At 62.9% G+C, this 22,123-nt stretch carries 23 protein-coding genes; 3 read left to right on the top strand and 20 right to left on the bottom strand.

From position 1 onward, the window contains the following. Nucleotides 1-376: 376 nt before the first annotated feature. The 20 genes from mnmE to H8S62_RS08015 all read right to left on the bottom strand — a co-directional run bounded on the left by mnmE (nucleotide 377) and on the right by H8S62_RS08015 (nucleotide 18,727). Nucleotides 377-1,762 carry a tRNA uridine-5-carboxymethylaminomethyl(34) synthesis GTPase MnmE gene (gene mnmE, locus H8S62_RS08110; RefSeq protein ID WP_186918972.1) on the bottom strand — a complete coding sequence of 462 codons (1,386 nt, stop codon included), beginning with the start codon at nucleotides 1,760-1,762 and terminating at the stop codon, nucleotides 377-379. 1 nt (nucleotide 1,763) lies between these two features. After that, nucleotides 1,764-2,006, bottom strand: a complete 243-nt coding sequence (locus H8S62_RS08105; protein ID WP_186918971.1) for an RNA-binding S4 domain-containing protein — start codon at nucleotides 2,004-2,006, stop codon at nucleotides 1,764-1,766. 165 nt (nucleotides 2,007-2,171) lie between these two features. Next, on the bottom strand, nucleotides 2,172-2,447 hold the full coding sequence (locus H8S62_RS08100; RefSeq protein WP_155147596.1) for an HU family DNA-binding protein: 276 nt from the start codon (nucleotides 2,445-2,447) through the stop codon (nucleotides 2,172-2,174). A gap of 83 nt (nucleotides 2,448-2,530) precedes the next feature. Beyond that, nucleotides 2,531-3,319 carry a nucleoside triphosphate pyrophosphohydrolase gene (gene mazG / locus H8S62_RS08095; protein ID WP_155147598.1) on the bottom strand — a complete coding sequence of 263 codons (789 nt, stop codon included), beginning with the start codon at nucleotides 3,317-3,319 and terminating at the stop codon, nucleotides 2,531-2,533. A gap of 37 nt (nucleotides 3,320-3,356) precedes the next feature. Next, a complete protein-coding gene (locus tag H8S62_RS08090; protein ID WP_186918970.1) occupies nucleotides 3,357-5,087 on the bottom strand; it encodes a putative polysaccharide biosynthesis protein in 1,731 nt (576 codons plus the stop codon). 82 nt (nucleotides 5,088-5,169) lie between these two features. Continuing rightward, complete coding sequence (locus H8S62_RS08085) at nucleotides 5,170-6,471, bottom strand: amidohydrolase family protein (protein ID WP_155147601.1); 1,302 nt, start codon at nucleotides 6,469-6,471, stop codon at nucleotides 5,170-5,172. Nucleotides 6,472-6,672: 201 nt separating this feature from the next. After that, nucleotides 6,673-7,497, bottom strand: a complete 825-nt coding sequence (locus H8S62_RS08080) for a purine-nucleoside phosphorylase (protein ID WP_155147603.1) — start codon at nucleotides 7,495-7,497, stop codon at nucleotides 6,673-6,675. Between the two features lie 139 nt (nucleotides 7,498-7,636). Next, nucleotides 7,637-8,026 (bottom strand): zinc ribbon domain-containing protein, encoded by a 390-nt coding sequence (locus H8S62_RS08075; RefSeq protein WP_155147605.1) that lies wholly within the window; start codon nucleotides 8,024-8,026, stop codon nucleotides 7,637-7,639. Between the two features lie 159 nt (nucleotides 8,027-8,185). After that, the gene (locus H8S62_RS08070; RefSeq protein ID WP_155147608.1) at nucleotides 8,186-8,878 is read right to left on the bottom strand and encodes a Crp/Fnr family transcriptional regulator; all 693 of its coding nucleotides are present in this window, start codon (nucleotides 8,876-8,878) and stop codon (nucleotides 8,186-8,188) included. Nucleotides 8,879-8,986: 108 nt separating this feature from the next. Beyond that, nucleotides 8,987-9,679: a Crp/Fnr family transcriptional regulator gene (locus H8S62_RS08065; protein ID WP_186918969.1), complete on the bottom strand. Its 693-nt coding sequence runs from the start codon at nucleotides 9,677-9,679 to the stop codon at nucleotides 8,987-8,989. Between the two features lie 208 nt (nucleotides 9,680-9,887). Next, nucleotides 9,888-11,642, bottom strand: coding sequence for an NADH-dependent [FeFe] hydrogenase, group A6 (locus H8S62_RS08060; protein ID WP_155147612.1), 1,755 nt, complete (start codon nucleotides 11,640-11,642; stop codon nucleotides 9,888-9,890). A 16-nt stretch (nucleotides 11,643-11,658) separates the two neighbouring features. Then, nucleotides 11,659-13,461 carry an NADH-quinone oxidoreductase subunit NuoF gene (locus H8S62_RS08055; RefSeq protein ID WP_155147615.1) on the bottom strand — a complete coding sequence of 601 codons (1,803 nt, stop codon included), beginning with the start codon at nucleotides 13,459-13,461 and terminating at the stop codon, nucleotides 11,659-11,661. Nucleotides 13,462-13,476: 15 nt separating this feature from the next. Continuing rightward, nucleotides 13,477-13,845, bottom strand: coding sequence for a (2Fe-2S) ferredoxin domain-containing protein (locus tag H8S62_RS08050; RefSeq protein WP_173023829.1), 369 nt, complete (start codon nucleotides 13,843-13,845; stop codon nucleotides 13,477-13,479). Nucleotides 13,846-13,988: 143 nt separating this feature from the next. Further along, entirely contained in the window at nucleotides 13,989-14,522 is a 534-nt protein-coding gene (locus H8S62_RS08045) for an ATP-binding protein (protein WP_155147617.1), read from the bottom strand. A 90-nt stretch (nucleotides 14,523-14,612) separates the two neighbouring features. Continuing rightward, on the bottom strand, nucleotides 14,613-15,107 hold the full coding sequence (gene nuoE / locus H8S62_RS08040) for an NADH-quinone oxidoreductase subunit NuoE (RefSeq protein ID WP_155147619.1): 495 nt from the start codon (nucleotides 15,105-15,107) through the stop codon (nucleotides 14,613-14,615). Nucleotides 15,108-15,243: 136 nt separating this feature from the next. Further along, nucleotides 15,244-15,975: a PHP domain-containing protein gene (locus H8S62_RS08035; RefSeq protein ID WP_186918968.1), complete on the bottom strand. Its 732-nt coding sequence runs from the start codon at nucleotides 15,973-15,975 to the stop codon at nucleotides 15,244-15,246. Nucleotides 15,976-16,082: 107 nt separating this feature from the next. Beyond that, on the bottom strand, nucleotides 16,083-16,421 hold the full coding sequence (locus tag H8S62_RS08030; protein ID WP_186918967.1) for a DRTGG domain-containing protein: 339 nt from the start codon (nucleotides 16,419-16,421) through the stop codon (nucleotides 16,083-16,085). A gap of 70 nt (nucleotides 16,422-16,491) precedes the next feature. After that, nucleotides 16,492-17,823 carry a [Fe-Fe] hydrogenase large subunit C-terminal domain-containing protein gene (locus H8S62_RS08025; protein WP_155147626.1) on the bottom strand — a complete coding sequence of 444 codons (1,332 nt, stop codon included), beginning with the start codon at nucleotides 17,821-17,823 and terminating at the stop codon, nucleotides 16,492-16,494. A gap of 138 nt (nucleotides 17,824-17,961) precedes the next feature. Further along, a complete protein-coding gene (locus H8S62_RS08020; RefSeq protein WP_155147629.1) occupies nucleotides 17,962-18,381 on the bottom strand; it encodes an ATP-binding protein in 420 nt (139 codons plus the stop codon). A 4-nt stretch (nucleotides 18,382-18,385) separates the two neighbouring features. After that, entirely contained in the window at nucleotides 18,386-18,727 is a 342-nt protein-coding gene (locus H8S62_RS08015) for a DRTGG domain-containing protein (RefSeq protein ID WP_155147632.1), read from the bottom strand. Nucleotides 18,728-19,204: 477 nt separating this feature from the next. On the opposite strand from H8S62_RS08015, the gene serC reads away from it, so the two are divergent. The 3 genes from serC (at nucleotide 19,205) to H8S62_RS08000 (ending at nucleotide 22,121) form a co-directional block, all read left to right on the top strand. Next, nucleotides 19,205-20,287, top strand: a complete 1,083-nt coding sequence (gene serC, locus H8S62_RS08010) for a 3-phosphoserine/phosphohydroxythreonine transaminase (RefSeq protein ID WP_207723482.1) — start codon at nucleotides 19,205-19,207, stop codon at nucleotides 20,285-20,287. Nucleotides 20,288-20,410: 123 nt separating this feature from the next. After that, on the top strand, nucleotides 20,411-21,580 hold the full coding sequence (locus H8S62_RS08005) for a phosphoglycerate dehydrogenase (protein WP_155147636.1): 1,170 nt from the start codon (nucleotides 20,411-20,413) through the stop codon (nucleotides 21,578-21,580). Between the two features lie 322 nt (nucleotides 21,581-21,902). Beyond that, nucleotides 21,903-22,121 (top strand): AbrB/MazE/SpoVT family DNA-binding domain-containing protein, encoded by a 219-nt coding sequence (locus H8S62_RS08000; RefSeq protein ID WP_155147637.1) that lies wholly within the window; start codon nucleotides 21,903-21,905, stop codon nucleotides 22,119-22,121. Nucleotides 22,122-22,123: the final 2 nt, after the last annotated feature.

Raw genomic sequence — 22,123 nt, 5'->3', positions numbered from 1 at the left:
AAAAGATTGTCAATGTATAATTTGCACCATCTTTTTTGCTTAAGCAGGAAAAAAGGAGTTTGTCCCAGAAGGACAGTCAAGATTGATCACAATTTTAACGTAAATTTTCAATATCGTTAAAAGTTTATCAAACTGAGGCGACAATTTTTCATTTGTCTTTTTGACGAATGGGGAGGGGGGAACGGAGTCCGGCGCCGCCGCATAGAAGCGGCAGCCCCCGGAGAGACCGGCGCCCGTATCGGGCCGGTGCATGGAAAGGCGGAGCAGTATCCGCTGACCCGCCTCGGTCATTCGTCATCGGGATTCCGGATGCAGATATCAAAATGAAAACACCGTACACGCCTCTATGGGCGCGTACGGTGTTTTGAATCAAGCATTATTTCCCCACGCAAAACCGCTCAAAGATGCGGCTGGTCACATCCTCACAGACGGAGCGGCCGGTAAGCTCGCCCAGAGCCGCCATGGCGGCCTCCACGTCGGAGAGCACTGCGTCGGCGGGCATACCGCCCAGCAGGGCGGCACAGGCGGCCTCCACGGCCTCCAGCGCCCGGCCCGCCGCCTCGGCCTGGCGGGCGTTTGTAAGCATATCGGTCTCCTCGGCCCCCTGGGGAAAGAGTTTGGACACGGCGTCGGCCAGCGCGTCCAGCCCCTGGCCGGTCTTGGCGCTGACGGACACCAGGGGCGGGGGATTCTCGCCGTGGAGAGCCACGGCAGCGCCGCCCCCCCCGGCCAAATCGGCCTTGGTGAGCACCAGGATGACGCGGCCCGCCTTCTCCTCGGCCTCCCGCAGGATATAGGCGTCCTCCTCGTCGGCCCCGGCCCGGGGGTCCACCAGCACCAGGGCCAGCTCAGCCTCCTCCAGGGCGGCGCGGCTGCGCGCCACGCCCAGCCGCTCCACTGTATCGTCGGTCTCCCGCAGGCCCGCCGTGTCGATGAGCCGCAGGAGCACGCCGCCCAGCTCCACCTTCTCCTCAATGGTGTCCCGGGTGGTGCCGGGGATCTCGGTGACGATGGCCCGCTCGTACCCCAGCAGGGCGTTCAGCAGGGAGGATTTGCCCGCGTTGGGCCGCCCCACGATGGCGCAGGGCACGCCCCGCACCAGCCCGCGGCCCCGCCGGTAGGTATCCAGCAGGGCGCGGAGAGCGGAGCGGGCCTCATCCAGGGTGCGCTCCATGGTCTCCGCACGGAAAGGGTCCAGGTCCTCGTCCGGGTAGTCCAGTACGGCGCAGAAGTGGGCTGTCAGGTCGGCCAGAAGGGAATAGACCGCCTCCACCCGGCGGGAGAGGGCCCCGGAGAGCTGGAGCGCCGCCACCCGGGCGGCTGCGGGAGTCTCCGCGTCGATGAGGTCGGCCACCGCTTCGGCCTGGGTCAGGTCCAGCTTTCCGTTGAGAAAAGCTCTGCGGGTGAACTCTCCCGGCCCGGCCTGCCGCGCGCCCTGGGCGAAGAGGGCCTCCAGCCCCAGGGCCAGCACCGCCGGGGAGCCGTGGCACTGGAGCTCCGCCGTGTCCTCGCCGGTATAGCTGTCCGGCGCGCGGGAGAAGGTGGCGAGAGCCTGGTCGATGGGCCTGCCGGCCGCGTCGAAGAGGGTGCCGTATACCAGGCGGTGAGGGCCGCAGCCCGCGAGGGGCCTGCCGTTTTTGGGCTGAAACACCGCCGAGACGGCCTCCACCGCCCCCGGCCCGGACAGCCGCAGAATGCCGATGGCGCTGCGGGCCATGGGGGTGGCGGCGGCGGCGATGGTGTCGTTTAAAAAGCCGCTCATATCAGGCCAGCTCTTTGTACATGGCCGGGGCGTCGTTTTTCCTGACCTGCTCGGAGACCGAGAGGACCTCCACCCGGACGGCCCTTTCGCCGAAGCGGATTTCCAGCACGTCGCCCTCCTTCACTTCGTAGGAGGCCTTGACTGCCCGTCCGTTGGCGGTCACGCGGGCGTTGTCGCAGGCCTCGTTGGCCACCGTCCGGCGCTTGATGAGCCGGGAGACCTTGAGCCATTTGTCTAAGCGCATATTGTTACTGTCCTTTCATGGGTGATGTGTGCGGCAAGACGGCGGGCGGAGAAATGCAGGGCGCGCCGTTCGCAGGCCACGCGGCGCCGGCGCCTGGGGGGAAAGGCGAGGCCGCCGAATCAAAAGGCGGCCCCGGTTGCCCCGGAGCCGCCTTTCAGCGCAAACTTACTTCGCCACCGCGTCCTTCAGGGCCTTGCCGGGCTTAAAGACGGGCACCTTGGAGGCGGGGATTTCGATGCTCTCCTTCGTCTTGGGGTTGCGGCCGATGCGGGCGGCGCGGCTCTTGACCTCGAAAGCGCCGAAGCCCACCAGCTGGACCTTGTCGCCGTCGGCGAGGCACTCGGAGATGGCCTCCAAGGCGGCGTTGAGGACGCTCTCGGTGTCCTTCTTGGAGAGACCGGCCTTCTCGGCGGCGGCATTGACGAGCTCTGCTTTATTCATTTTAGTACTCCTCCTGCATTCTTCATTTGTTTCGGCGGCGGTTGTCCTTCCGCGCGTCTATCACTTAAAGCAGCGGCCTGCTTTTAAGTTCTCTTTGCCTCGTCCCAGAGCTTGTCCAGCGCGGGAAGGTCCATCCCGGTCATGTCCAGGCCCTTCTCGGCGGCCAGGGCCTCCACCTTGCGGAAGCGGGCGATAAACTTGTCGGTGGCCTTCTGGAGGGCCTCCTCCGGGTCCGCCTTCACAAAGCGGGCGGCGTTGACGGCGGAGAAAAGCAGATCGCCCAGCTCCTCCTCCACGTTGGTGCCCTCCCGGACGGCGGCCTGGAATTCGTCCAGCTCTTCGTGGAGCTTGTCCAACGCGCCGGAGATATCCGGCCAGTCGAACCCCGCTTTTTTTGCCTTTTTCTGGACCTTTTCAGCCCGCCAGAGGGCGGGGAGGGAGCGGGCCACGGCGCTGAGCGCGTCGGTGTGGGTGGCCTGGTGCTTCTCCTCACGCTTGAGGTCCTCCCAGTTGGAGAGGACCTCGCCCGTGCCGGACACCTTCACGTCCCCAAAGACGTGGGGGTGGCGGAAAATGAGCTTCTTACAGATGCCGTCTGCCACGCCGTCCAGATCGAAGGAGCCGTTTTCCTCCTCCATCCGGGCGTGGAGGCACACCTGGAGGAGCACGTCGCCCAGTTCCTCTTTCAGGTGGTCCGGGCTTTTCTCGTCGATGGCCTCCACAGCCTCGTAGGCCTCCTCCAGGAAGTTGCGGCGGATGCTTTCGTGGGTCTGCTCCGCGTCCCAGGGACAGCCGCCGGGCGCCCGGAGGATACGGACGATCTCCTCCAGATCCTGTACGCCATAAAATTCCTTATACTCAAAATCTATCATAATCTCAGGCCCCTCGCAAGCGCTTTTTATCAGGTAATTATCGAATATGCAGGATTTTCGCAATTTTGTCCCCCTTGGGCATGAGGGCGAGATCCTCCTTGGAGATGACCCGCAGAGCCAGCACCAGGACGACGTAGACCACGCCGCCCACGCAGATGGCGCCGATGGTGGCCAGGGTGTTGCCCAGGTGCAGGAAGTTGGTCAGCAGACCGTAGGCCCCCCAGGCCGCGCCGCCCATGAGTGCAGAGGCGATCAGGGGCTTGAGGAAGACCTTGGAGTAGCTGGGAGGCGCGGGGATCACGCGGTAAATGATGATAAGGTCCATTACGGCCACAATGGCGAAACAGCAGAGGGTACCGACGGGAGCGCCGAAAATCATGATGTCGGTGTTGCCCACCAGCGTCCAGTTGACAATCAGCTTTACAATCCCGCCCACCACAACTGTGAGGATGGGCAGGTTCACCATGCCGTGGGCTTGGAGAATGGAGTTGCAGATCAGCATGACGCAGACGAAAATGGCGGCCAGACCCAGCGTGGAGAGGAGAGGCCCGGCGATAGAGGCGTCCAAATCGCGGAACAGGAGCTTGACGATGGGAGTGCCCAGAGAGAAGAGACCGACGCCCATGGGCAGGCAGAGCAGCGTACCCACCCGCAGCGCAGACTCGGAGATGCGGCTGGCGCCCAGCCGGTCATGCCGCGCCCGGCAGCCGGAAACCGCCGGAATGACGCTGGCGGTGATGGGTACCATCAAGGCGGAGGGCAGATTGTAGACCGTCATGGTGGAGCTGTAAGTGCCGTACAGGTTCCGCGCCGCGTTTTCAATCACGTCGATAACGGCGGTGGGGTCCTTCAGCAGAGTCTCCTGGGCGGTCTGCTGGGCCGCGTGGAAGATGTCCACAGACTGGGCCAGAATCCCGCTGCCGCCGACGGCGGTCAGCGTGCCCGCGTCAATCTGGCTGAAGATGTTCTTGAGCTGGGACATGACCAGATTGGTATCGATCAGCGTGACGATGGAGACGGCGGCTGATCCGAGGGTAATGGGGATGCCCAGCTTCAGCAGCCGGATCAGGATATCTCTGGTATCGTCCGGCTCGTCTGCGGTGCGGTGTATTTTACCGCGCCGCGCGCGGATGTACTGAAAGATGAGGTAGAGAAGGGCGACGATGGTGCCGACCGAGACGCCTGCCGCGGCGCCCGCGGCGGCGATGTTCCGGGGCAGAACCAGATAGACCAGCAGAGTGGCCAGCCCCAGGCCCACGACCAGCTTGAGGAAGGACTCGATGATCTGGGAGACGGTGGTGGGCACCATGTTGGAGTGGCCCTGGGCATATCCCCGGAAAGCCGACATAACGCACACGCAGAAAACTGCTGGGGAGAGGGCCATCACACAATAGACCGCGCTGGAGTTGTTGATGATGATGTTGGACATGGGGCCCGCCAGCACGGACATACACAGGAAACTGACCGTGCCCAGGACCAGGAAGGTAATCAGAGCCACGCGCAGAATCTTCTGCACTTGATTCCGGCGGTCCAGGGCGCTGGCCTCAGAGATCATCTTGGAGAGGGCCACCGGCAGCCCCGCGGTGGAGATGGTCAGAAAGAAATTGTATACATTATAGGCGGCGTTGAAGTCGCCGTAGGCGGACTCACCCAGAATGTTGACCAGCGGAATTTTGTAGAGGGCGCCGATAATCTTGACCAAAATCGTGCCGACCGTCAAAATGGCCACGCCGCCAAAGAAGGTGTTCTTTTTCTTTGCACTAGACAAAAGCTACAGTCCTTTCAGGATGGGGCCGCCGGAGCGGACGGCCAAACGGTGTTGATCGGAGGGGCCGGAGCGCCCCGGCCGGTCAGCCGAACAGCAGGGGCAGGGCGTAGTCGGCGACCTCCCGCTTCACCCGCTCAATGTCGATGGTGAGGAAGTCCCCATTCCTGTATATGACCTTGCCGCGGCACATATTCATTACCACGTCGCAGCCGTGGGCCGCGTAGACCAGATTGGACACCACGTCGTGACAGGGGATCAGGTTCAGCCGGCCGAAATCCACCAGAATGAGGTCGGCGTCGCACCCGGGGGCAATCCGCCCTGTGTTCCGGCCCAGGGCCCTGGCGCCGTTCACCGTGGCCATGCGCAGGGCGTCCATGGGCAGGAGGGCCAAGGGGTCCTGCTGTGCGCCGTTTTGGAGCATGGCGGCAATCTTCATGTCCTCAAAGAGGTCGGTGGTGTTGTTGGAGGACACGCCGTCGGTCCCCAATGCCACGTTGACCCCGGCCTTGCGCAGGCCGATGACGGGGGCGATGCCGCTGCCCAGCTTCAGGTTGGAGCAGGGATTGTGGACGGCGGAGACGCCGTGCTCGGCCAGGATGGCCCAGTCGTCGGGAGTGGTCCAGACGCAGTGGGCGGCGATGGCCCGCACGTCCCACACGCCGTGCTTCTCCAGCACCTGCACAGGGGTCATGCCCCAGCGGCCGACGCAGTCCTCGTGCTCCGAGCGGGTCTCGGAGATATGGACGTGCATCCCCAGGCCCTTCTCCCTGGCGTATTCGGCCAGGCCGTCCCACACGGCGGGGGAGGCGAAGGAGGTATACTCGCCGTGGAGGCAGGCGTCGATTTTGATCTGCCCGCCGTTGTGGCCGTGCCAGCGGTCCGCCAGCGCCCGGGTCTCCACGCAGGAGGGGTGGGTGTCGAAGGAGACGCCCTCGGCAAAGGCGGTGACGCCCCGGGCGATGTTGGCGTTGATGCCCGCCGCGGCCACCTCCTGGCAGATCTCGTCGCAGAACATATACATGTCGGCAAGGCAGGTGGTGCCGGAGGCGATCATCTCGCACAGGCCCAGAGCCGCGGCGGCCCGGATGGCCCGGGCGTCCCACTTGTCCTCCACGGGGAAGATGAAGTTCTGGAGCCAGTCGTGGAGGTCGTGGCCGTCCCCGTAGCCCCGCATCATGGTCATGGGCACGTGGGTGTGGGCGTTCACCAGGCCGGGCATCAGGACCTTGCCCGCGCCGTCGACCACCTCGTCAAAGGCGCCCTCCGGGCGCTGCGCGCCGACGGAGAGAATCTTGTCCCCCTCCACGGCGACAAAGGCGCCCTTGAGAACGGTGCCCGCGTCGTCCATGAGGACGGCGGTGACATTTTGAAAAAGTATAGCCATAAACGACTCCTTTTATTTTGCGTCCGCATCAGGCGGCGGGCGCGTGTTCATCAGATGAATACCTCTCGGCGGGTAAGGGGGCAGGGTTGCTTGGGAACCCAAACGCGCCTTGCCCGCTGAGGACAGCATGGAACGGACATGGCAGGGCCCCGCTCCCGCCCGGCGGGCGGGGGCGCGGCCTGTCATGTCCGTCATCGGCGCTTACAGCTTATTCAGACACTTGAGGACCAGCCTGGAAAACTTGTCCTTGCAGGCCTCGGCGGCGTCCAGCACCTCCTGCTCGCTGAGGGGCTGATCCAGAATGCCGGCGGCCATATTGGTGCACAGGGTAAAGCCCAGCACCTGCATCCCGCAGTGGCCGGCCACGATGGCCTCCGGCGCGGTGGACATACCCACCGCGTCGCCGCCCAGGATGCGGGCGGCCCGCACCTCGGCGGGGGTCTCGTACTGGGGGCCGTAGCAGTAGAAATAGACGCCCTCCCGCAGAGTGATGCCCAGCTCGCCTGCGGCGGCGCGGGCCACATCCCGCAGGGCGGGAGTGTAGACGGTGGAGGCGTCAGGGAAGCGGACCCCGAACTCCGGGAGATTCTCGCCCCGGAGGGGGGACTCGGAGAACATCTTGATGTGGTCGGTGATGAGCATCAGGTCGCCGGCCTTCCAGTCGGTGCGCACGCAGCCGGCGGCGTTGGTGACGATGAGGGTGTCCGCGCCCAGGAGATGCAGCACCCGGACGGCATAGGAGACCTCCTCGTAGGAGTAGCCCTCATAGTGGTGCATCCGCCCCTGCATGACAGCCACCTTCTGGCCGCCCAGAGTGCCGAAGACCAGCTGGCCCTTGTGACCGGGCGCCGTGGAGACCTTAAAGTGGGGGATGTCCCGGTAGGACACGGCGACGGCTTCCTCCACAGCGTCGCCCATAAAGCCCAGGCCGGAGCCCAGCACCATGGCCACCTTGGGGGAGAAGGTACCGATCTTGGAACGGATAAAGTCCGCGCTCTCCTGATACTGGGCAAAGGTATAATTCATAATAGCTTGTCCTCCATTTTCTATATTCGCGCGGGGGATGACCGGACAAAGCGGCCGTGTCCCGCCGCAGGCCGTACGCCTGGGCAGGGACGCGGCTGTTTTGCCCGCTTGTCAATCAATACCGATTCGCCGGATTTTTTTAAAACGCCCTGCCGCAGGACTTGCAGAATTTGTCGTCCCGCCCGCAGGCAGCGCCGCAGTCGGGGCAGTCCTTGCAGCTTTTGAGAGCGGCCACCCGCTCCTTCAGCTCGTCGACGGCCTTATGCTTGCCGTCAATCTGGGCCAGGAGGCCATCCACGTCGGGGGCGCCCTCGGCGCCCAGATGGGTATTGTAGACCACCTGGCCGATCTCCCGGAGGAGGGCGTTGATGTCGGTTTTGAGGTCGAATATCTTCATGTTCAGCTTGGCGATGTCCACGGTCTGCCCGGCGTATTTGGCGGCGTAGCGGGCGGTGGTGCCTGCGGCCTCGCCCACGGTGACCGCGGTATCCCGCACCCGGTCGAGCAGTTCTCTCACGCGTTCGTCCATCTCGAAAAGACCTCCCCTTTATCAGATATTCCATAGTATGCAGCAAGTTAGAGGTATTTTACACCAGGGAAGGGAAAAAAGCAACGGACACACGGCCTATCCGGGGAAAAAGAGCATGGAAACGCCCCTCCTCCGGGGGTGGAGGAGGGGCGGAAGGAATCAGTCGGACCGGCCCCAGTGCTCGTGCAGGCGCCGGTACTGCGCCGCGCTGATGTGGACCTTGCCCCGCAGGATGGAGAGGCACTCCTGATCCTGAAGCTGTTGGAGGCAGCGGTCCACCGTCTTGGCGGACATGATGAGTTCGCTGGACATGGTCTGCCTGGTCTTAGTGACCACGGTGTCCCGTCCGGCGGCCGGGGGCGTTGAGGAGCAGTACCGCAGCAGATAGATGGCCACCTTGTCAAGGCTTGAGCGGAAGGCGGACTTGCCGCGGTAGTAAGAGGTGTCGTAGGTGTTGCGGTTGCAGAAGGCGGAAACCGTACGCAGGAAGGGGAGATCCCTGTCCAGCCATTCGGAGACCAGCGCCGCGTCGCACCGAAGCAGGGTGCAGTTGGTGTTGGCCATCACGTTGGAGGCGTAGGTGGGCACCTTGGCCAGCAGCTCCAGATCGGAGAGCATACTGGGCGCGTCCATGGTGATAAAGCTGGACTTCTTCCCCTCCTCGGTCTCGCTGAAGGTGACCAGCTCACCGGAGAGGAGGAACCAGGCGTACCGGACGCTCTCCTCCTGGCGCACCATCACATGGCCCGCCGGGGCGGTGATGAGCTGCCCGGCCTCCCGCAGGGCGGGGGGAATTTTCTCCAAAAACTCATTGACAGTGCTGTCGGTGCACACAAAACCCTTTAGCTCCATTTGCTTCGCCTCCTGGTGGGGAAAATGGTATCTTATATTCTACAGGAAAGGTCGGCAAAATGCAACGTGGTTTTGGACATTTGGGGGGATGGCGGAACGGAGCGGGGATTAAATCAGGCTGTCCCATGCGTCGGAAAGGGCCCTGTACTGCTCGGCATTGATGGAGACCTTCCCCTTCACGATGCTGATGTACCCCTCCTCCTGGAGCTGGTTGAGGCAGCGGTCCACCGTCTTCTGGCTGAGAATAATCTCCCCCGCCATGGCCGAGCGGGTCTTATGTACCACGGTGGGAAACTGCTCCTTCGGAGGACACTGGGCGCAGTACTGCAGGAGATAGAGCATGGTCTTCTCCTGGCTGGAGCGGAAGGCCGCGTGGCCCCGGCCATAGGACAGGTCGAAATTTTTATGGGCCAGCATGGTGGAGATGGTCCAGAGGAAGTCGATATCCGCACGGAGAAGGGACACGAAATCCGCAATGGGACAGCAGAGCAGCGTGCATTTGGTGACGGCGGAGACGTTGGCGATATAGGTCTCCTGGCCGGACAGAACCTCAATATCGGAGATGGACGTGGGCGCGCGCATGGTCATCCAGTAGGAGGCCTTGCCGTCTGGTGTCTCGTTAAAGACGTACATCTCCCCCTCCAGGAGGAGGTACCCGTACTCCACCGGGGCGCCCCGGAGCAGGAACACCTGCCCGGTGCCCGCCGTGATCAGCCGGGATGCGGCGAGCAGACGGGGGGGAAGAGAGTCCAGCAGCGCGCGGACCGCCGGGTTGCGCTCCGCCAGTTGTTCAAAATCCATAAATCGGTCACCACCTGTGCGTTACTATTTGGCCTGATAATAGGATTATATACAGTTTTCATGCAAATAGCAACCAAAAGGACAGGTGGCCTTTTTGAAAAGTATGCTGGGGAAAACCGAGTCGGCTGGCGCCCAGGTAGAGCGTGCGGACCTAAAAAGCCCGTGAGGGAATGCGAAACGCATTCCCTCACGGGCGTCTGGGCGCCGCTTACTCGGTGCGGTATCTCTGCTGTGGGATGTAGTGGGTGTGCAGAATCTCATGGGCCTTGTGGCCGCCGGGCTCGCCCAGGTACTCCCTGTATACCTGCTGGAGGATGGGATTCTCGTGGCTCTTGCGGAGGGTCATCCCCTCGTCCTGGGTGTAGAGGGCCTTGGCGCGCAGGGCCTTCAGATCCACCCAGTTGCGCACGTCGGCGTGCTGGATGGGCTGTCCTCCGCCGTTGACGCAGCCGCCGGGGCAGGCCATGATCTCGATGAAATCATAGTGCAGCTCACCGGCCTTCACACCGTCCAGCACCTTCTTGGCGTTAGAGAGCCCGGAGCAGACGCAGACCCGGACGGTCCTGCCGGGAAGCTCGTAGCTTGCCTCCTTGATGCCCTCGGTGCCCCGCACCTCGGTGAACTCCAGGGGCTTCATCTCGCCGTTGGTCACGACCTCCACCACGGTGCGCAGCGCCGCCTCCATCACGCCGCCGGTGGCGCCGAAGATGACGGAAGCGCCGGTGGAGAGGCCCAGCATCTCGTCGAACTCGCCGTCGGGCAGGTGGTCGAAGAGAAGGCCGGCACGGGTGATCATTCTGCCCAGCTCGCGGGTGGTGAGGGACACGTCCACGGGCAGCCAGCCGTGCTGGCGCATCTCCTCCCGGGCCACCTCATACTTCTTGGCGGTGCAGGGCATGATGGACACCACGAAGATGTCCTTGGGATCGATGCCCATCTTCTCGGCGTAGTAGGTCTTCACCAGGCTTCCGAACATCTGCTGGGGGGATTTGCAGGTGGAGAGATTGTCCAGCATATCGGGGTGGTGCTGCTCACAGTAGCGGATCCAGCCGGGGGAGCAGGAGGTGATCATGGGCAGGGCGCCGCCGTTTTGGAGGCGGCTGAGGAACTCGGTGCCCTCCTCCATGATGGTGAAGTCGGCGGCGTTGTCCACGTCGAAGACCTTGTCAAAGCCCAGCCGCTTGAGGGCGGTGACCATTTTGCCCTCCACATTGGTGCCCACCGGCATTCCAAAACACTCGCCCAGGGTGACGCGGACGGAGGGGGCGGGACCGACGACCACATGCTTGGCGGGGTCGGCCAGCGCGGCCCAGACCTTGTCGGTGTCGTCCTTCTCCTGGAGGGCGCCGGTGGGACAGGCCACGATGCACTGGCCGCAGGAAACGCAGTCCACCTCGGCCAGGTCCCGGTCGAAGGCGCAGCCAATGTGGGTGTCAAAGCCGCGGTCGTTGCAGCCGATGACGCCCACCTCCTGGGCCTTGCGGCACACGGCGGTGCAGCGGCGGCACAGGACGCACTTGGAGTTATCCCGCACCAGATGGGCGGCGGAGTCCTCGATCTGGGGAGGGAGGCTGTCGGCGGCGAAGCGGACAGCGTCAATGCCCAGCTCGGCGGCGAGCTGCTGGAGCTCGCACTTGCCGCTGCGGGCGCAGGTGAGGCAGTCCATACGGTGGTTTGAGAGAATCAGCTCCAGGGTGAGCTGGCGGGACTTGCGGACTTTCTCCGTATTGGTGAAGACCTCCATGCCCTCGCTCACGGGGTACACGCAGGAGGCCACCAGGCTCTTGGCCCCCTTGACCTCCACCACGCAGATCCGGCAGGCGCCGATCTCGTTGGCGTCCTTGAGGAAGCAGAGGGAGGGAATTTTGATTCCGGCGGACCGGGCGGCCTCCAGCACGGTGGTGCCGGCGCTCACGGAGACCGGGAGGCCGTTGATGGTGAGATTGACCATTTTCTGTTCCATTTTATCCTAACCTCCCTTAACCCTTGGAAATGGCGCCAAAGCGGCAGTTGTCCATACAGACGCCGCACTTGATGCACTTGCCCTGGTCGATGACGTGGGGCGCGCGGACGGCGCCGGTGATGGCGCCCGCCGGGCAGTTCTTGGCGCAGAGGGTGCAGCCCTTGCACTTCTCGGCGTCCACGGTGTACCGCAGCAGGTTCTTGCAGACGCCCGCCGGGCAGCGCTTCTCCACCACGTGGGCCACGTACTCGTCCCTGAAGTGCTTCAGGGTGGAGAGCACGGGGTTGGGGGCGGTCTGGCCCAGGCCGCAAAGGGCGCTGGACTTCAGGTGGTAGCACAGCTCCTCAATGGTGTCCAGATCCTCCAGGGTGCCGTCGCCCTCGGTAATTTTGGTGAGGAGGTCCAGAAGCCGCCGGGTGCCGATGCGGCAGGGTGTGCATTTGCCGCAGGACTCGTCCACGATGAACTCCATGAAGAACTTGGCGATGTCCACCATGCAGTTGTCCTCGTCCATGACGATGAGTCCGCCGGAGCCCATCATGGAGCCGATGGCGGCCAGGGACTCGTAGTCGATGGGGGTGTCGATGAGGCTGGCGGGAATGCAGCCGCCGGAGGGACCGCCGGTCTGGGCGGCCTTGAACTTCTTGCCGCCGGGGCAGCCGCCGCCGATGTCCTCCACGATGGTCCGCAGGGTGGTGCCCATGGGCACCTCGACGAGGCCCGTGTTGGTAATCTTGCCGCCCAGGGCGAAGACCTTGGTGCCCGTGCTCTTGGGGGTGCCGATGGCGGCGTACGCCTCGCTTCCGTGGGTGAAGATCCAGGGGATGTTGGCATAGGTCTCCACGTTGTTGAGGAGGGTGGGCCGCTGGAAGAGGCCCTTGTTGGCCGGGAAGGGAGGCCGGGGCCGGGGCTCGCCCCGCTTGCCCTCGATGCTGGTCATGAGGGCGGTCTCCTCGCCGCATACGAAGGCGCCCGCGCCCAGGCGGAGCTCCAGGTCGAAGTCGAAGCCGGAGCCGAAGATGTCCCTGCCCAGCAGGCCGTATTCACGGGCCTGGGCGATGGCGATTTTCAGCCGGTCCACGGCGATGGGGTACTCGGCCCGGACGTAGATATAGCCCTGGTGGGCGCCGATGGCGTAGCCCGCGATGGTCATGGCCTCAATGAGGCTGTGGGGGTCGCCCTCCAGCACGGAGCGGTCCATGAACGCGCCGGGATCGCCCTCGTCGGCGTTGCAGCAGACGTATTTCACCCCGTCGGGACTCACCGCGTCGTGGGTGAACTGCCACTTCATGCCGGTGGAGAAGCCCGCGCCGCCGCGGCCCCGCAGGCCGGAGGCCTTCAAATCGTCAATGACCTTCTGGGGCGGGATCTGCTCGGTCAGAATCTTGCCCAGGGCGGCGTAGCCGTCCAGGCCGATGTACTCGTCGATATTCTCGGGGTTGATTACGCCGCAGTTGCGCAGGGCGATGCGGAGCTGGTGCTTATAGAAGGTGGTGTCGGAGAGGCTGGTGGCGGTGCCGCCCTCGTCGCTCTCCATATGTAAAAGCCGCTGTACGATGCGGCCCTTTACGATGTGCTCGGAGACGATCTCGGGCACGTCGTCGGGGGTGACCTTCGTATAGCAGGCGCCCTCGGGGTAGATCATCACGATGGGGCCCATGGCGCACAGGCCGAAGCAACCGGTCTTGACGACCTGGGCCTCCCGCTCCATGCCCTGCTCCGTGAGCTCCCGCTCAAAGGCGTCGATGATTTTAAGGCTGTTGGAGGAGGTGCAGCCGGTGCCGGTGCACACCAGAATGTGGGAACGGACTAAATTCATCTCACTTGCCCTCCCTTATTCGGCCGCGCCGATGGTGTACTCGGTCACCACCTGCTGGTTCACGAGATGGTCAGCCACGATTTTGGGCACCATCTCGGCGTTGAGCTTTACATAGGTCACCTTTTCCTGGCCGGGGACATAGACCTCGGCAATGGGCTCCAGGCGGCACACGCCGATGCAGCCCGTCTGACTTACGGTGACGTTCTTGAGGCCGCGCTTGTCGACCTCCTGCAAAAAGGCCTCCAGCACGGGCCGGGCGCCGGCGGCGATGCCGCAGGTCGCCATGCCCACCACGACGCGGATATTGTCGTCGCTCTCCTCGCGCAGGCCGACCTGCTTTTGCATCTTCTCCCGGATGGCTTTCAGTTCTTCCAGGCTTTTCACGAGTTCATCCCCCAATTCATTTAAATCTTATTTAACCCCCCTTATGTCGAGAGGGGTGCCCCGGAGGGGCAGGGGTTCCCAGCTCAGGAACCCTCAGTCGGCTGCGGCCTCCCATGCAAAGGGGGCCGTATCTGCCTTTGCGGTCAAACGGTCTCTTCCTGTTCGCCGATATACTCCCGCATCCACTGGAACACCTCCGGCTCGGCCAGGGACACGTCCGGGCCGAGCACGGCGCGGATTTCCCGGGTGTCGAAGGTAAAGGCCCCCCGCCCGGTGGAGTGGGTGTAGACCGTCTCGATGCCGGGCGCGCCCTGGACCAGCGCAGCAACCGTCCCCGCCATGTCGCCCAGGGGCGGGCAGTCGATGTGATCCGCGCGGAAGCGCGCCGTCACCGTGGTTCCGACGCCCACCGTGCTGCCGATGGAGAGGTCTCCGCCGGTCTGCTCCGCCGCCAGGCGCAGCAAGGGCAGGCCCAGCCCGATTTTCCGGGTGGTGCGGGTGGTGGTGAAAGGGTCTGTGACCGCCGCCAAAAAGTCCGGGCTCATCCCGCGCCCGTCGTCTGCAATGACCAGGGTCAGAAGACCCTCCCTCTCGGTCAGCGACAGCTCCAGCAGCGAACAGCCCGCGGCGATGGAATTCTGGGCAATGTCCAGAATATGCAGGGATAGCTCCTTCATAGACAAACCACCTTGAAAAAAGAAGCGTGAAAAAAGGCGTTGATAAATGGCAAACGCGTCAAACGCGGCCGCCCCATTTCCGTTTCTCTTTTATTCGTACTTGTCCAGAATCGGCCCGACCTGGTCGGGGGTGAGTCTGCCGTAGACGTCGGAACCCACCATCATGACGGGGGCGAGGCCGCAGGCGCCCACACAGCGGCAGGCATCCAGGGAAAACTTGCCGTCCTTGGTGATGGAACCGGTTTTAATGCCCAGCTTCTGCTCCACGGCGGAGAGGATGTCCGCCGCGCCCTTGACATAGCAGGCGGTGCCCAGGCAGACGGAGATTCGGTGCTGGCCCTTGGGGTTCATGGAGAACTGCGCGTAGAAGGAGGCCACGCCGTAGACCTCGGACAGGGGAATCTCCAGTCCTTCCGCTACGATGATCTGCACTTCTTCGGGCAGATAGCCAAAAATTTCCTGGGCTGCCTGCAGTACTGGCATGGTTGCGCCCGGCTGCCCCTTGTGCTCCGCGATGATTTCCCGCAGCCGCAGTTCCTGTTCCGGGGTCCCGTTGTACGGTACAACGGTCTTGCAGTTTGGCATTTGCGTGTCCTCCTTTATCGATTGGGTTTCGGCCTATATTGTATACGAATTGGACGAGAAGGTAAATAGTTTTTTTTCTAACACATAAATAATTTTAATTATAGCTAAAAAATTTTTAGCAGACAAATGTCTTGTTTTAAAACCTGGAATAAAGCCGAAAATCGGGGCAGCGCAGCCAGGCGAGCAGGGCGGCGGCGCTCCGGGACGGCAGGTCCACGCTCTGACAGGGGTCCATAATCTGGTCCAGGTAGTGAGCGTCCGAGGCGGTGACGGTATGCAGCCCTCTCAGATCGTCCCGGTTCAGGAAATCCGCCGGGCAGGCCCGGGAGACCTCCGCGAAGCCGAACCCCAGCCCCGGGTCCCAGAGTCCCAGGTTGGACAGCAGGGAGAAGGACGGCCGGTCGATGTGGGCGGGCCAGCAGACCCCACCGTACCGCTCCACCAGGGCCTTCACCTCGTAGACGCCGATATTGGCGGCCCCGGCCAGCATCCTGGGCTCCTCGCCCAGCACCCGGTCCCCAGCGTCCATCAGCACCTGGGGACCGAAGATATGTACGTCGTTGGGAAAGGGGGGCAGGCGGGCATAGACCTCGTCGCCAAAGACCGCCGCCGCGTCCAGGTCGGGCAGGAGGCACACCACATGGACCTCCTCCAGTGTGGTCAGCTCCATGCCCGGCAGGGCGACAAGCCCGTTGTCCCCCGCCGCCTCGCAGAAGGCGGCACAGTTGCCCACGGCATTGTGATCGGTGAGGGCCACCGCGTCCAGCCCGGCAAGCGCGCACATCGCCGCCAGGTTGGCAGGGGTGTTGTCCTCGCCCCCGCAGGGCGACAGGCAGGAGTGGAGGTGGAGATCAAAGTTCAACTTCAAAAAAACACCCCCGCGTTTCGTAAAGACGGAAATACGCTAAAAGAGAAAAGACCGGAACCAGCCACGGAGCATCCGCCGAAAACGCCGGGACGGCGTCGGCCCGCGCGCTATTCCTGCCTCTTCATTTTTTCACCCACGTCGTGGGCCAGCTCGAACGTCCCCTTCCCGCTGCCCAGCAGATTGATGCCCTGCTGACGGGCCTTGGTCAGGAGAGCCTCGTCGGGCTTGACCCCTTCGGAGAGGAGAATGCAGGCCACATCGGCCATCACCGCCACTGCGGCCACATTCTGGTTGGACATGATGGTAATCCAGCAGTCTCCCGCCCTGGCCCGGCCCATCACCCAGCTCAGCAGATCCCCGGCGTAGCCGCCGGTCACCTCCGCTTCGGGTGCGGGCAGGGAGAATTCCGTGAGGGACAGGGCGGCGGAGAGCTCTTTGACGGTCATAAAAACACCTCATTGTCGTAAAGAATAAAGGGCTGAGCGTGAACATATGCGGCAGATTTGCCCCTCTTTTTCACTTCTCCTTTTTCCCCTTCTCCGCCTGGTGCCGGAAGGGGGCGGGGAGGTACTCGTTGGCGTCGGGCGAGCCGGTTATGTACTGCATCCGCTCCCGCATCTTGAAAATACAGTCCTCCACGCTGGCCCTGCCCAGCACCACATCCTCGGCAAAGGCCCGGCAGGAGGGGGCCCCGCAGGAACCGCAGTGGAGGCCGGGGAGCTGGGCCTCCAGCTCCTCAATGCGCATCAGCTTCTCCATGGCAGCGCCCCGATCCTCGTCCAGGACAAAAACCGGCACGTACTGGAGCTCCTGATCGAATTTGACAATGTCCCGGTCGGGCCCGGTGAAGGTAAAGCGGTTGCGGGAGACGGGCAGGCCCTTCATCAGCTTCTTCACCCGCATCCGGGCGGCGTAGGGGTTCTCCACCGTCAGGCAGCCGCCCACACAGCCCTGCACGCAGGCGTTGAGCTCGATGAAATCGGCCTCGGGCAGGCGGCCGTCCTCAATCTCCTCCAGCATCCGAATCACGTTCTCAATGCCGTCCACCGCCACGTACCGCTCGCCCATCCGGGCGGCGGACTCGCCGCCGCAGTAGGCCCAGCCCACCCCCATGATCCCAGCGGAGGAGAGGGGCCTGAGGGTGGCGCCCCGCAGTTTTTTCATGGGGGAGAGGAGCTTCAGGTAGACGTCCCGGATGGCGAAGGCCCCGTCCAGCACCGGCCGCTCCAGGGCGTCGGGCGTGTGAGCGGCGGTGACCTTGGAGGAGCAGGGGACGATGGCGTATACGCCGATCTCCTCAGGCTTCAGTCCGGTCTTGTCCACCGCCTCCCGCCGGGCCAGAATGGCGGCCAGTTCCATGGGGGTGATGACCGGGGAGATGTTGGGGATGAGCTTGGGAAAGCGCATGCGGATGAGGCGCATGACCGTGGGACAGGCGGAGCTTATCTGGGGCATGACCCGCTCCACTCCGCCGGTAATCACCTGGCGCTGGTAATCTGCCAGCAGCTCGGCGGCCCGGGCCACCTCGAACACGTCCTGAAAGCCCAGGGCCAGCAGGCCGTTTAAAATGTAATCGATGTCGTCCATGTTCTGGAACTGCCCGTAGAGGGCGGGCTCGGGCAGGGCGACGTTATATTGGAAGCGGGTCAGCTGGGCGGCCGGGGTGTCGCTGATAGACTTGATTGCCTTATGGGGGCAGACCTGGATGCACTTGCCGCAGTCGATACACCGGGCGTTTAAAATGGTGGCCTTGCCGTTGCGCACCCGGATGGCCTCGGTGGGGCAGTTCTTGATGCAGGTGGTACAGCCCCGGCAGCGCTTGTACTCCAGGACAACGGAGTGCTTCATAACTTCACCTCACAGTAAAAAGCGATGGGCATGGAAAGGCGTCAGCCGTCCTGCAAAAGCGCGATGACGGCGGAGGGGGAACCGTTTTTTAGAAGGGAATGCCGGAGCCGCGTGCGCCGGCCAAGACAGACGGCCCTGTCAAATATTGATTTTCATGGTCACCGTGGTGCCCATGCCGACGGTGGTCTGGATGTCCATCTCGTCGGAGTAGCGCCTCATGTTGGGCAGGCCCATACCCGCGCCGAAGCCCAGATCCCGGGCGATCTCCCCGGCGGTGGAGAAGCCCTCCTCCATGGCCTGGGCCACGTCGGGGATACCGGGGCCGGTGTCGATCATACGGATGATGATATGGTCCATGGCGATCTCCACCTCCGCCCGGCCGCCGTTGGCGTGGATGACCATGTTGATCTCGCCCTCGTACATGCAGATGGACGCCCGGCGGATGGTCTCCGGGGGCAGATCCAGCTTCTTGAGAGCCATCTTCATCTTGCTGGAGGCCTCGCCCGCGCCGATCAGGTCGCCGCCCTCCACGGGGTAGTTGAGCTTAATGGTCTCCATGGGGTCACTCACCCCGCAATCCGTTGAGATACAGTGCCCCGCAGGCGCAGTACATCCGCAGGGGGGAGGACATGACCACGATCTCCCGCTCCCTCGCCAGGTCCAGTATGGACGCGTCGGGCACCTTGCCCCGGACGAAAACCACACATTTCATATCCACCATGTCCGCCGTGCGGATGACCTGTGGATTCACAAGGCCGGTGAGCAGCAGGGCCTGATTCTTCACATAGGCCAGCACGTCGCTCATAAAGTCGCTGCCGCAGGCGTCGAACACCTCCAGGTCCAGGCTCTCCTCGCCGCACAGCACGGTCGCTTCCAGGATGTCTTTGATTTCCCGCAGTTTCATAGGGCAATCCTCCTGATTCAAGGTGGATTCATTGTATCACATTTGTGCAAGTAGCAAAAGAGCTGTTGAAAAATTCACAAAGGACGGGTCCCGAAGCTGGGGGAATTTGGACTTTTGTCTCATTGACGGGGACAAATGTCTTCGCTATAATGATACCTATACTTTATCAAAGCAAAGTAAGGACCCCTGTTTACAGATAAGCAATGCCGGCGGGGCGGAAGCTCAGCCGCCCGGACGGCGCTGCGCTTTGTGGATAGAGGTTCTCAGCGACGGCCACGGAGTGCCGTGGCCCGGGGTGGGCCGCGATATTCTGCGGCCGTTTTTCCGTTCCGGGGCGCCGGGCGGCCGAAGTTCCGTGTCGGGCGGGGCCCGTCCCCACCGCGGTTATCCCGCAGCCGCTTAAGGCGGGCGCGATATTGTCTGCGCCGTTTGAGGGCCGCACAGCGCCCTTGAATGAATATAAGGAGGGTGTCCATCATGTCAGACCGTGTGTACAATTTTTCCGCGGGTCCATCCATGCTGCCGTTGGAGGTGCTCCAGCGCGCCGGGTCAGAAATCACCAACTATCAGGGCTCAGGCATGTCAGTGATGGAGATGAGTCACCGCTCAAAGGTCTTTATGAAAATATTTGAGGACACCCAGGAGCGCTTCCGCACACTCTTCCGGGTGCCCGACAACTACAGAATTCTCTTTCTCCAGGGGGGCGCGTCCAGCCAGTTCTCCATGGTTCCCCTGAACCTTATCGGTAAGACGGGCCGGGCGGACTACGCCGTCACCGGCAACTTTGCCAACGTGGCTTACAAAGAGGCCAAGAAGTACGGCGAGATCTCCGTCGCGGCCTCCTCAGCCGACCAGAACCACACCTATATCCCCGCCCAGGACCAGCTTGTGCTGGACCCCGCGGCGTCCTACTTCTACTACTGCGCCAACAACACCATCTACGGCACCGAGTGGCAGTACGTCCCCGATACGGGGGACGTGCCCCTGGTGTGCGATATGTCCTCGGACATTCTCTCCCGGCCCGTGGACGTGAGCAAGTACGGCATTATCTTTGCGGGCGCCCAGAAAAATATGGCCCCCGCAGGCCTCACGGTGGTCGTCATCCGGGAGGATCTGGCGGGCGCAGAGCTTCCGTACACGCCGCTGATGATGAACTACAAGACCATGATCGACAAGGACTCCATGTACAACACGCCCCCCTGCTGGTGTATCTACGTGCTGGGGCTGGTGCTGGAGTGGCTGGAGGTTCAGGGCGGCGTGAGCGGCATGGAGGCCGTCAAGCACGGCAAGGCGCAGATGCTCTACGACGTGCTGGACGGCTCCCGCCTCTTCACCTGCGCGGCGCAGAAGGGCTCCCGGTCCGATATGAACGTGACCTTCCGTTCCGCCACCGAGGCGCTGGACGCCAAGTTTGTGGCCGAGGCCGCCGCCGCCGGGTTTACCAACCTGAAGGGCCACCGCAACGTGGGCGGCATGAGAGCCAGCATCTACAACGCCATGCCCACCGAGGGCGTGGAGAGGCTCTGCGAGTTCATCAGGGCGTTCGACAAAAAGAATTAAAAGTGAAACATGAGAAGCCGGGCAACCGGTTGTCAGCGTGGGGCCGGACATGCGAGAAACGGATGCGGTTGGCGGCCCTGAGTTAAAATGGTGTCTCCGCTTTTCATTTTAGGAGGAATGGTCATGTTCAGAATTAAAACCCTCAACAAGATTTCCCCCGCGGGGCTTTCCGTGCTGGAGCAGAGCCGCTTTGCGGTCTCCAGCGATTTGTGCGACGAGGACGGCGTTCTGGTCCGCTCCGCCGATATGCACGCCTATGCTTTCCCCGACAGCCTGCGGGCCATCGCCCGGGCGGGGGCGGGCACCAACAATATTCCTGTCGACCGCTGCAGCGAGGCGGGCATCGTGGTCTTCAACACTCCCGGCGCCAACGCCAACGCCGTGAAGGAGCTGGCGGTCTGCGGGCTCCTTCTGGCCTCCCGCAAGGTGGTGGACGGCGCGGCCTGGGTCCGCACCCAGGCGGGCATGGGGGCCGATGTGGAGCAGGCGGTGGAGAAGGGCAAAAGCCAGTTCGTCGGCCCCGAGCTCATGGGCAAGACCCTGGGCGTGGTGGGCCTGGGGGCCATCGGCGTCCAGGTTGCCAACATCGCCACCAAGCTGGGTATGACGGTCTACGGGTACGACCCCTTCCTCTCCGTGGACGCCGCCCTCTCCCTCTCCCGGCTGGTCCACCGTGCGCTGGATTTGGAGACCATCTATAAAAACTGCGACTACATCACCGTCCACGTCCCCCTCACTCCAGATACCCGGGGCATGATCTGCACCGACTCCATCCAGATGATGAAGGGCGGCGTGCGCATCCTCAACCTGGCCCGGGGCGGCCTGGTGAACGACGACGATATGCTCCTCGCTCTGGAGAGCGGCAAGGTGGCGGCCTATGTCACCGACTTCCCCAATAACAAGATTGTCCAGGGCAAGAACGTCATTCCCATCCCCCATCTGGGCGCCTCCAGCCCCGAGAGCGAGGAGAACTGCGCCGTCATGGCGGCGCAGCAGCTCCGGGAGTATCTGGAGAACGGAAACATCAAAAACAGCGTCAACCTCCCCACTCTGGAGCAGGAGTGGAGCGGCATCGCCCGGCTGTGCATCATCCACCGCAATATCCCGGGCACCATCGCAGGCATCACCAAGGTGCTCTCCGAGGAGAACGTCAATGTGGAGAACATGACTAACAAGTCCAAAAAGGACTATGCCTATACCGTGGTGGACATCAACGCCAAAATCAAGGACCTCGTAGTGGACGAAATCCGCGCCATCGACGGCGTGCTCCGGGTGAGATTCCTCAGCCATTGATAGATAACCGAAAACCGCGGGCCGTGCAAAAGCACGGCCCGCGGTTTTTAGGTGCGGCAGCCGAGTGAAGGGTAATAAAGATGAAACACGAGTAAGAGAAGAGACGGAGCGCTCGATGGGGGCGAGGGAAAGTGCGTCCACCGCCACGGCCCTCGGCTAAGGGGCAAGGTATGCGCGAATCTCGGCCCCCGGCAGGTCGGGCCGACCGGAAATTCTCTCCTCCCTGCAGACGTTCAATGCGTACCCACTTGACAACGGCGGGGCGCTGTGTATAATGGAGGTATAACAAGTTATACTTTTCATACTTAAAGGAGGAGTCGGAATGATAAACCCACCGGGGAAATTTGCCGCAATGGTTAAGATTGGAGAAAAGGGTCAAATTGTAATTCCGAAGGAGGCGCGAGAGCTTTTGGGCGTCGGGCCGGGGGATACGGTCCTTGTCCTGTGCGACCGGGAACAGGGGCTGGCAATCCCAAGTCCGGAGCGCACTGCCGCCATCTATGAGGCCATATTCGGCGCCGGCCGCGGAGAAGAGGAGTAATT

Source organism: Lawsonibacter faecis (assembly GCF_014287675.1).
Lineage (GTDB): Bacteria > Bacillota > Clostridia > Oscillospirales > Oscillospiraceae > Pseudoflavonifractor > Pseudoflavonifractor faecis.
This window is presented reverse-complemented; position numbering and strand designations above follow the sequence as displayed.

Coding starts and splice junctions, on each gene's coding strand:
- H8S62_RS08025 (WP_155147626.1), bottom strand. CDS start 17,823: ATGAAGCACTCCGTTGTCCTGGAGTACAAGCGCTGCCGGGGCTGTACC.
- H8S62_RS08080 (WP_155147603.1), bottom strand. CDS start 7,497: ATGAATTATACCTTTGCCCAGTATCAGGAGAGCGCGGACTTTATCCGT.
- H8S62_RS08085 (WP_155147601.1), bottom strand. CDS start 6,471: ATGGCTATACTTTTTCAAAATGTCACCGCCGTCCTCATGGACGACGCG.
- H8S62_RS08030 (WP_186918967.1), bottom strand. CDS start 16,421: ATGACCGTCAAAGAGCTCTCCGCCGCCCTGTCCCTCACGGAATTCTCC.
- H8S62_RS08055 (WP_155147615.1), bottom strand. CDS start 13,461: ATGAATTTAGTCCGTTCCCACATTCTGGTGTGCACCGGCACCGGCTGC.
- H8S62_RS08000 (WP_155147637.1), top strand. CDS start 21,903: ATGATAAACCCACCGGGGAAATTTGCCGCAATGGTTAAGATTGGAGAA.
- H8S62_RS08105 (WP_186918971.1), bottom strand. CDS start 2,006: ATGCGCTTAGACAAATGGCTCAAGGTCTCCCGGCTCATCAAGCGCCGG.
- mazG (WP_155147598.1), bottom strand. CDS start 3,319: ATGATAGATTTTGAGTATAAGGAATTTTATGGCGTACAGGATCTGGAG.
- serC (WP_207723482.1), top strand. CDS start 19,205: ATGTCAGACCGTGTGTACAATTTTTCCGCGGGTCCATCCATGCTGCCG.
- H8S62_RS08075 (WP_155147605.1), bottom strand. CDS start 8,026: ATGGACGAACGCGTGAGAGAACTGCTCGACCGGGTGCGGGATACCGCG.
- H8S62_RS08100 (WP_155147596.1), bottom strand. CDS start 2,447: ATGAATAAAGCAGAGCTCGTCAATGCCGCCGCCGAGAAGGCCGGTCTC.
- H8S62_RS08020 (WP_155147629.1), bottom strand. CDS start 18,381: ATGGAGACCATTAAGCTCAACTACCCCGTGGAGGGCGGCGACCTGATC.
- mnmE (WP_186918972.1), bottom strand. CDS start 1,762: ATGAGCGGCTTTTTAAACGACACCATCGCCGCCGCCGCCACCCCCATG.
- H8S62_RS08045 (WP_155147617.1), bottom strand. CDS start 14,522: ATGAAGGAGCTATCCCTGCATATTCTGGACATTGCCCAGAATTCCATC.
- H8S62_RS08060 (WP_155147612.1), bottom strand. CDS start 11,642: ATGGAACAGAAAATGGTCAATCTCACCATCAACGGCCTCCCGGTCTCC.
- H8S62_RS08005 (WP_155147636.1), top strand. CDS start 20,411: ATGTTCAGAATTAAAACCCTCAACAAGATTTCCCCCGCGGGGCTTTCC.
- H8S62_RS08065 (WP_186918969.1), bottom strand. CDS start 9,679: ATGGATTTTGAACAACTGGCGGAGCGCAACCCGGCGGTCCGCGCGCTG.
- H8S62_RS08015 (WP_155147632.1), bottom strand. CDS start 18,727: ATGAAACTGCGGGAAATCAAAGACATCCTGGAAGCGACCGTGCTGTGC.
- nuoE (WP_155147619.1), bottom strand. CDS start 15,107: ATGCCAAACTGCAAGACCGTTGTACCGTACAACGGGACCCCGGAACAG.
- H8S62_RS08070 (WP_155147608.1), bottom strand. CDS start 8,878: ATGGAGCTAAAGGGTTTTGTGTGCACCGACAGCACTGTCAATGAGTTT.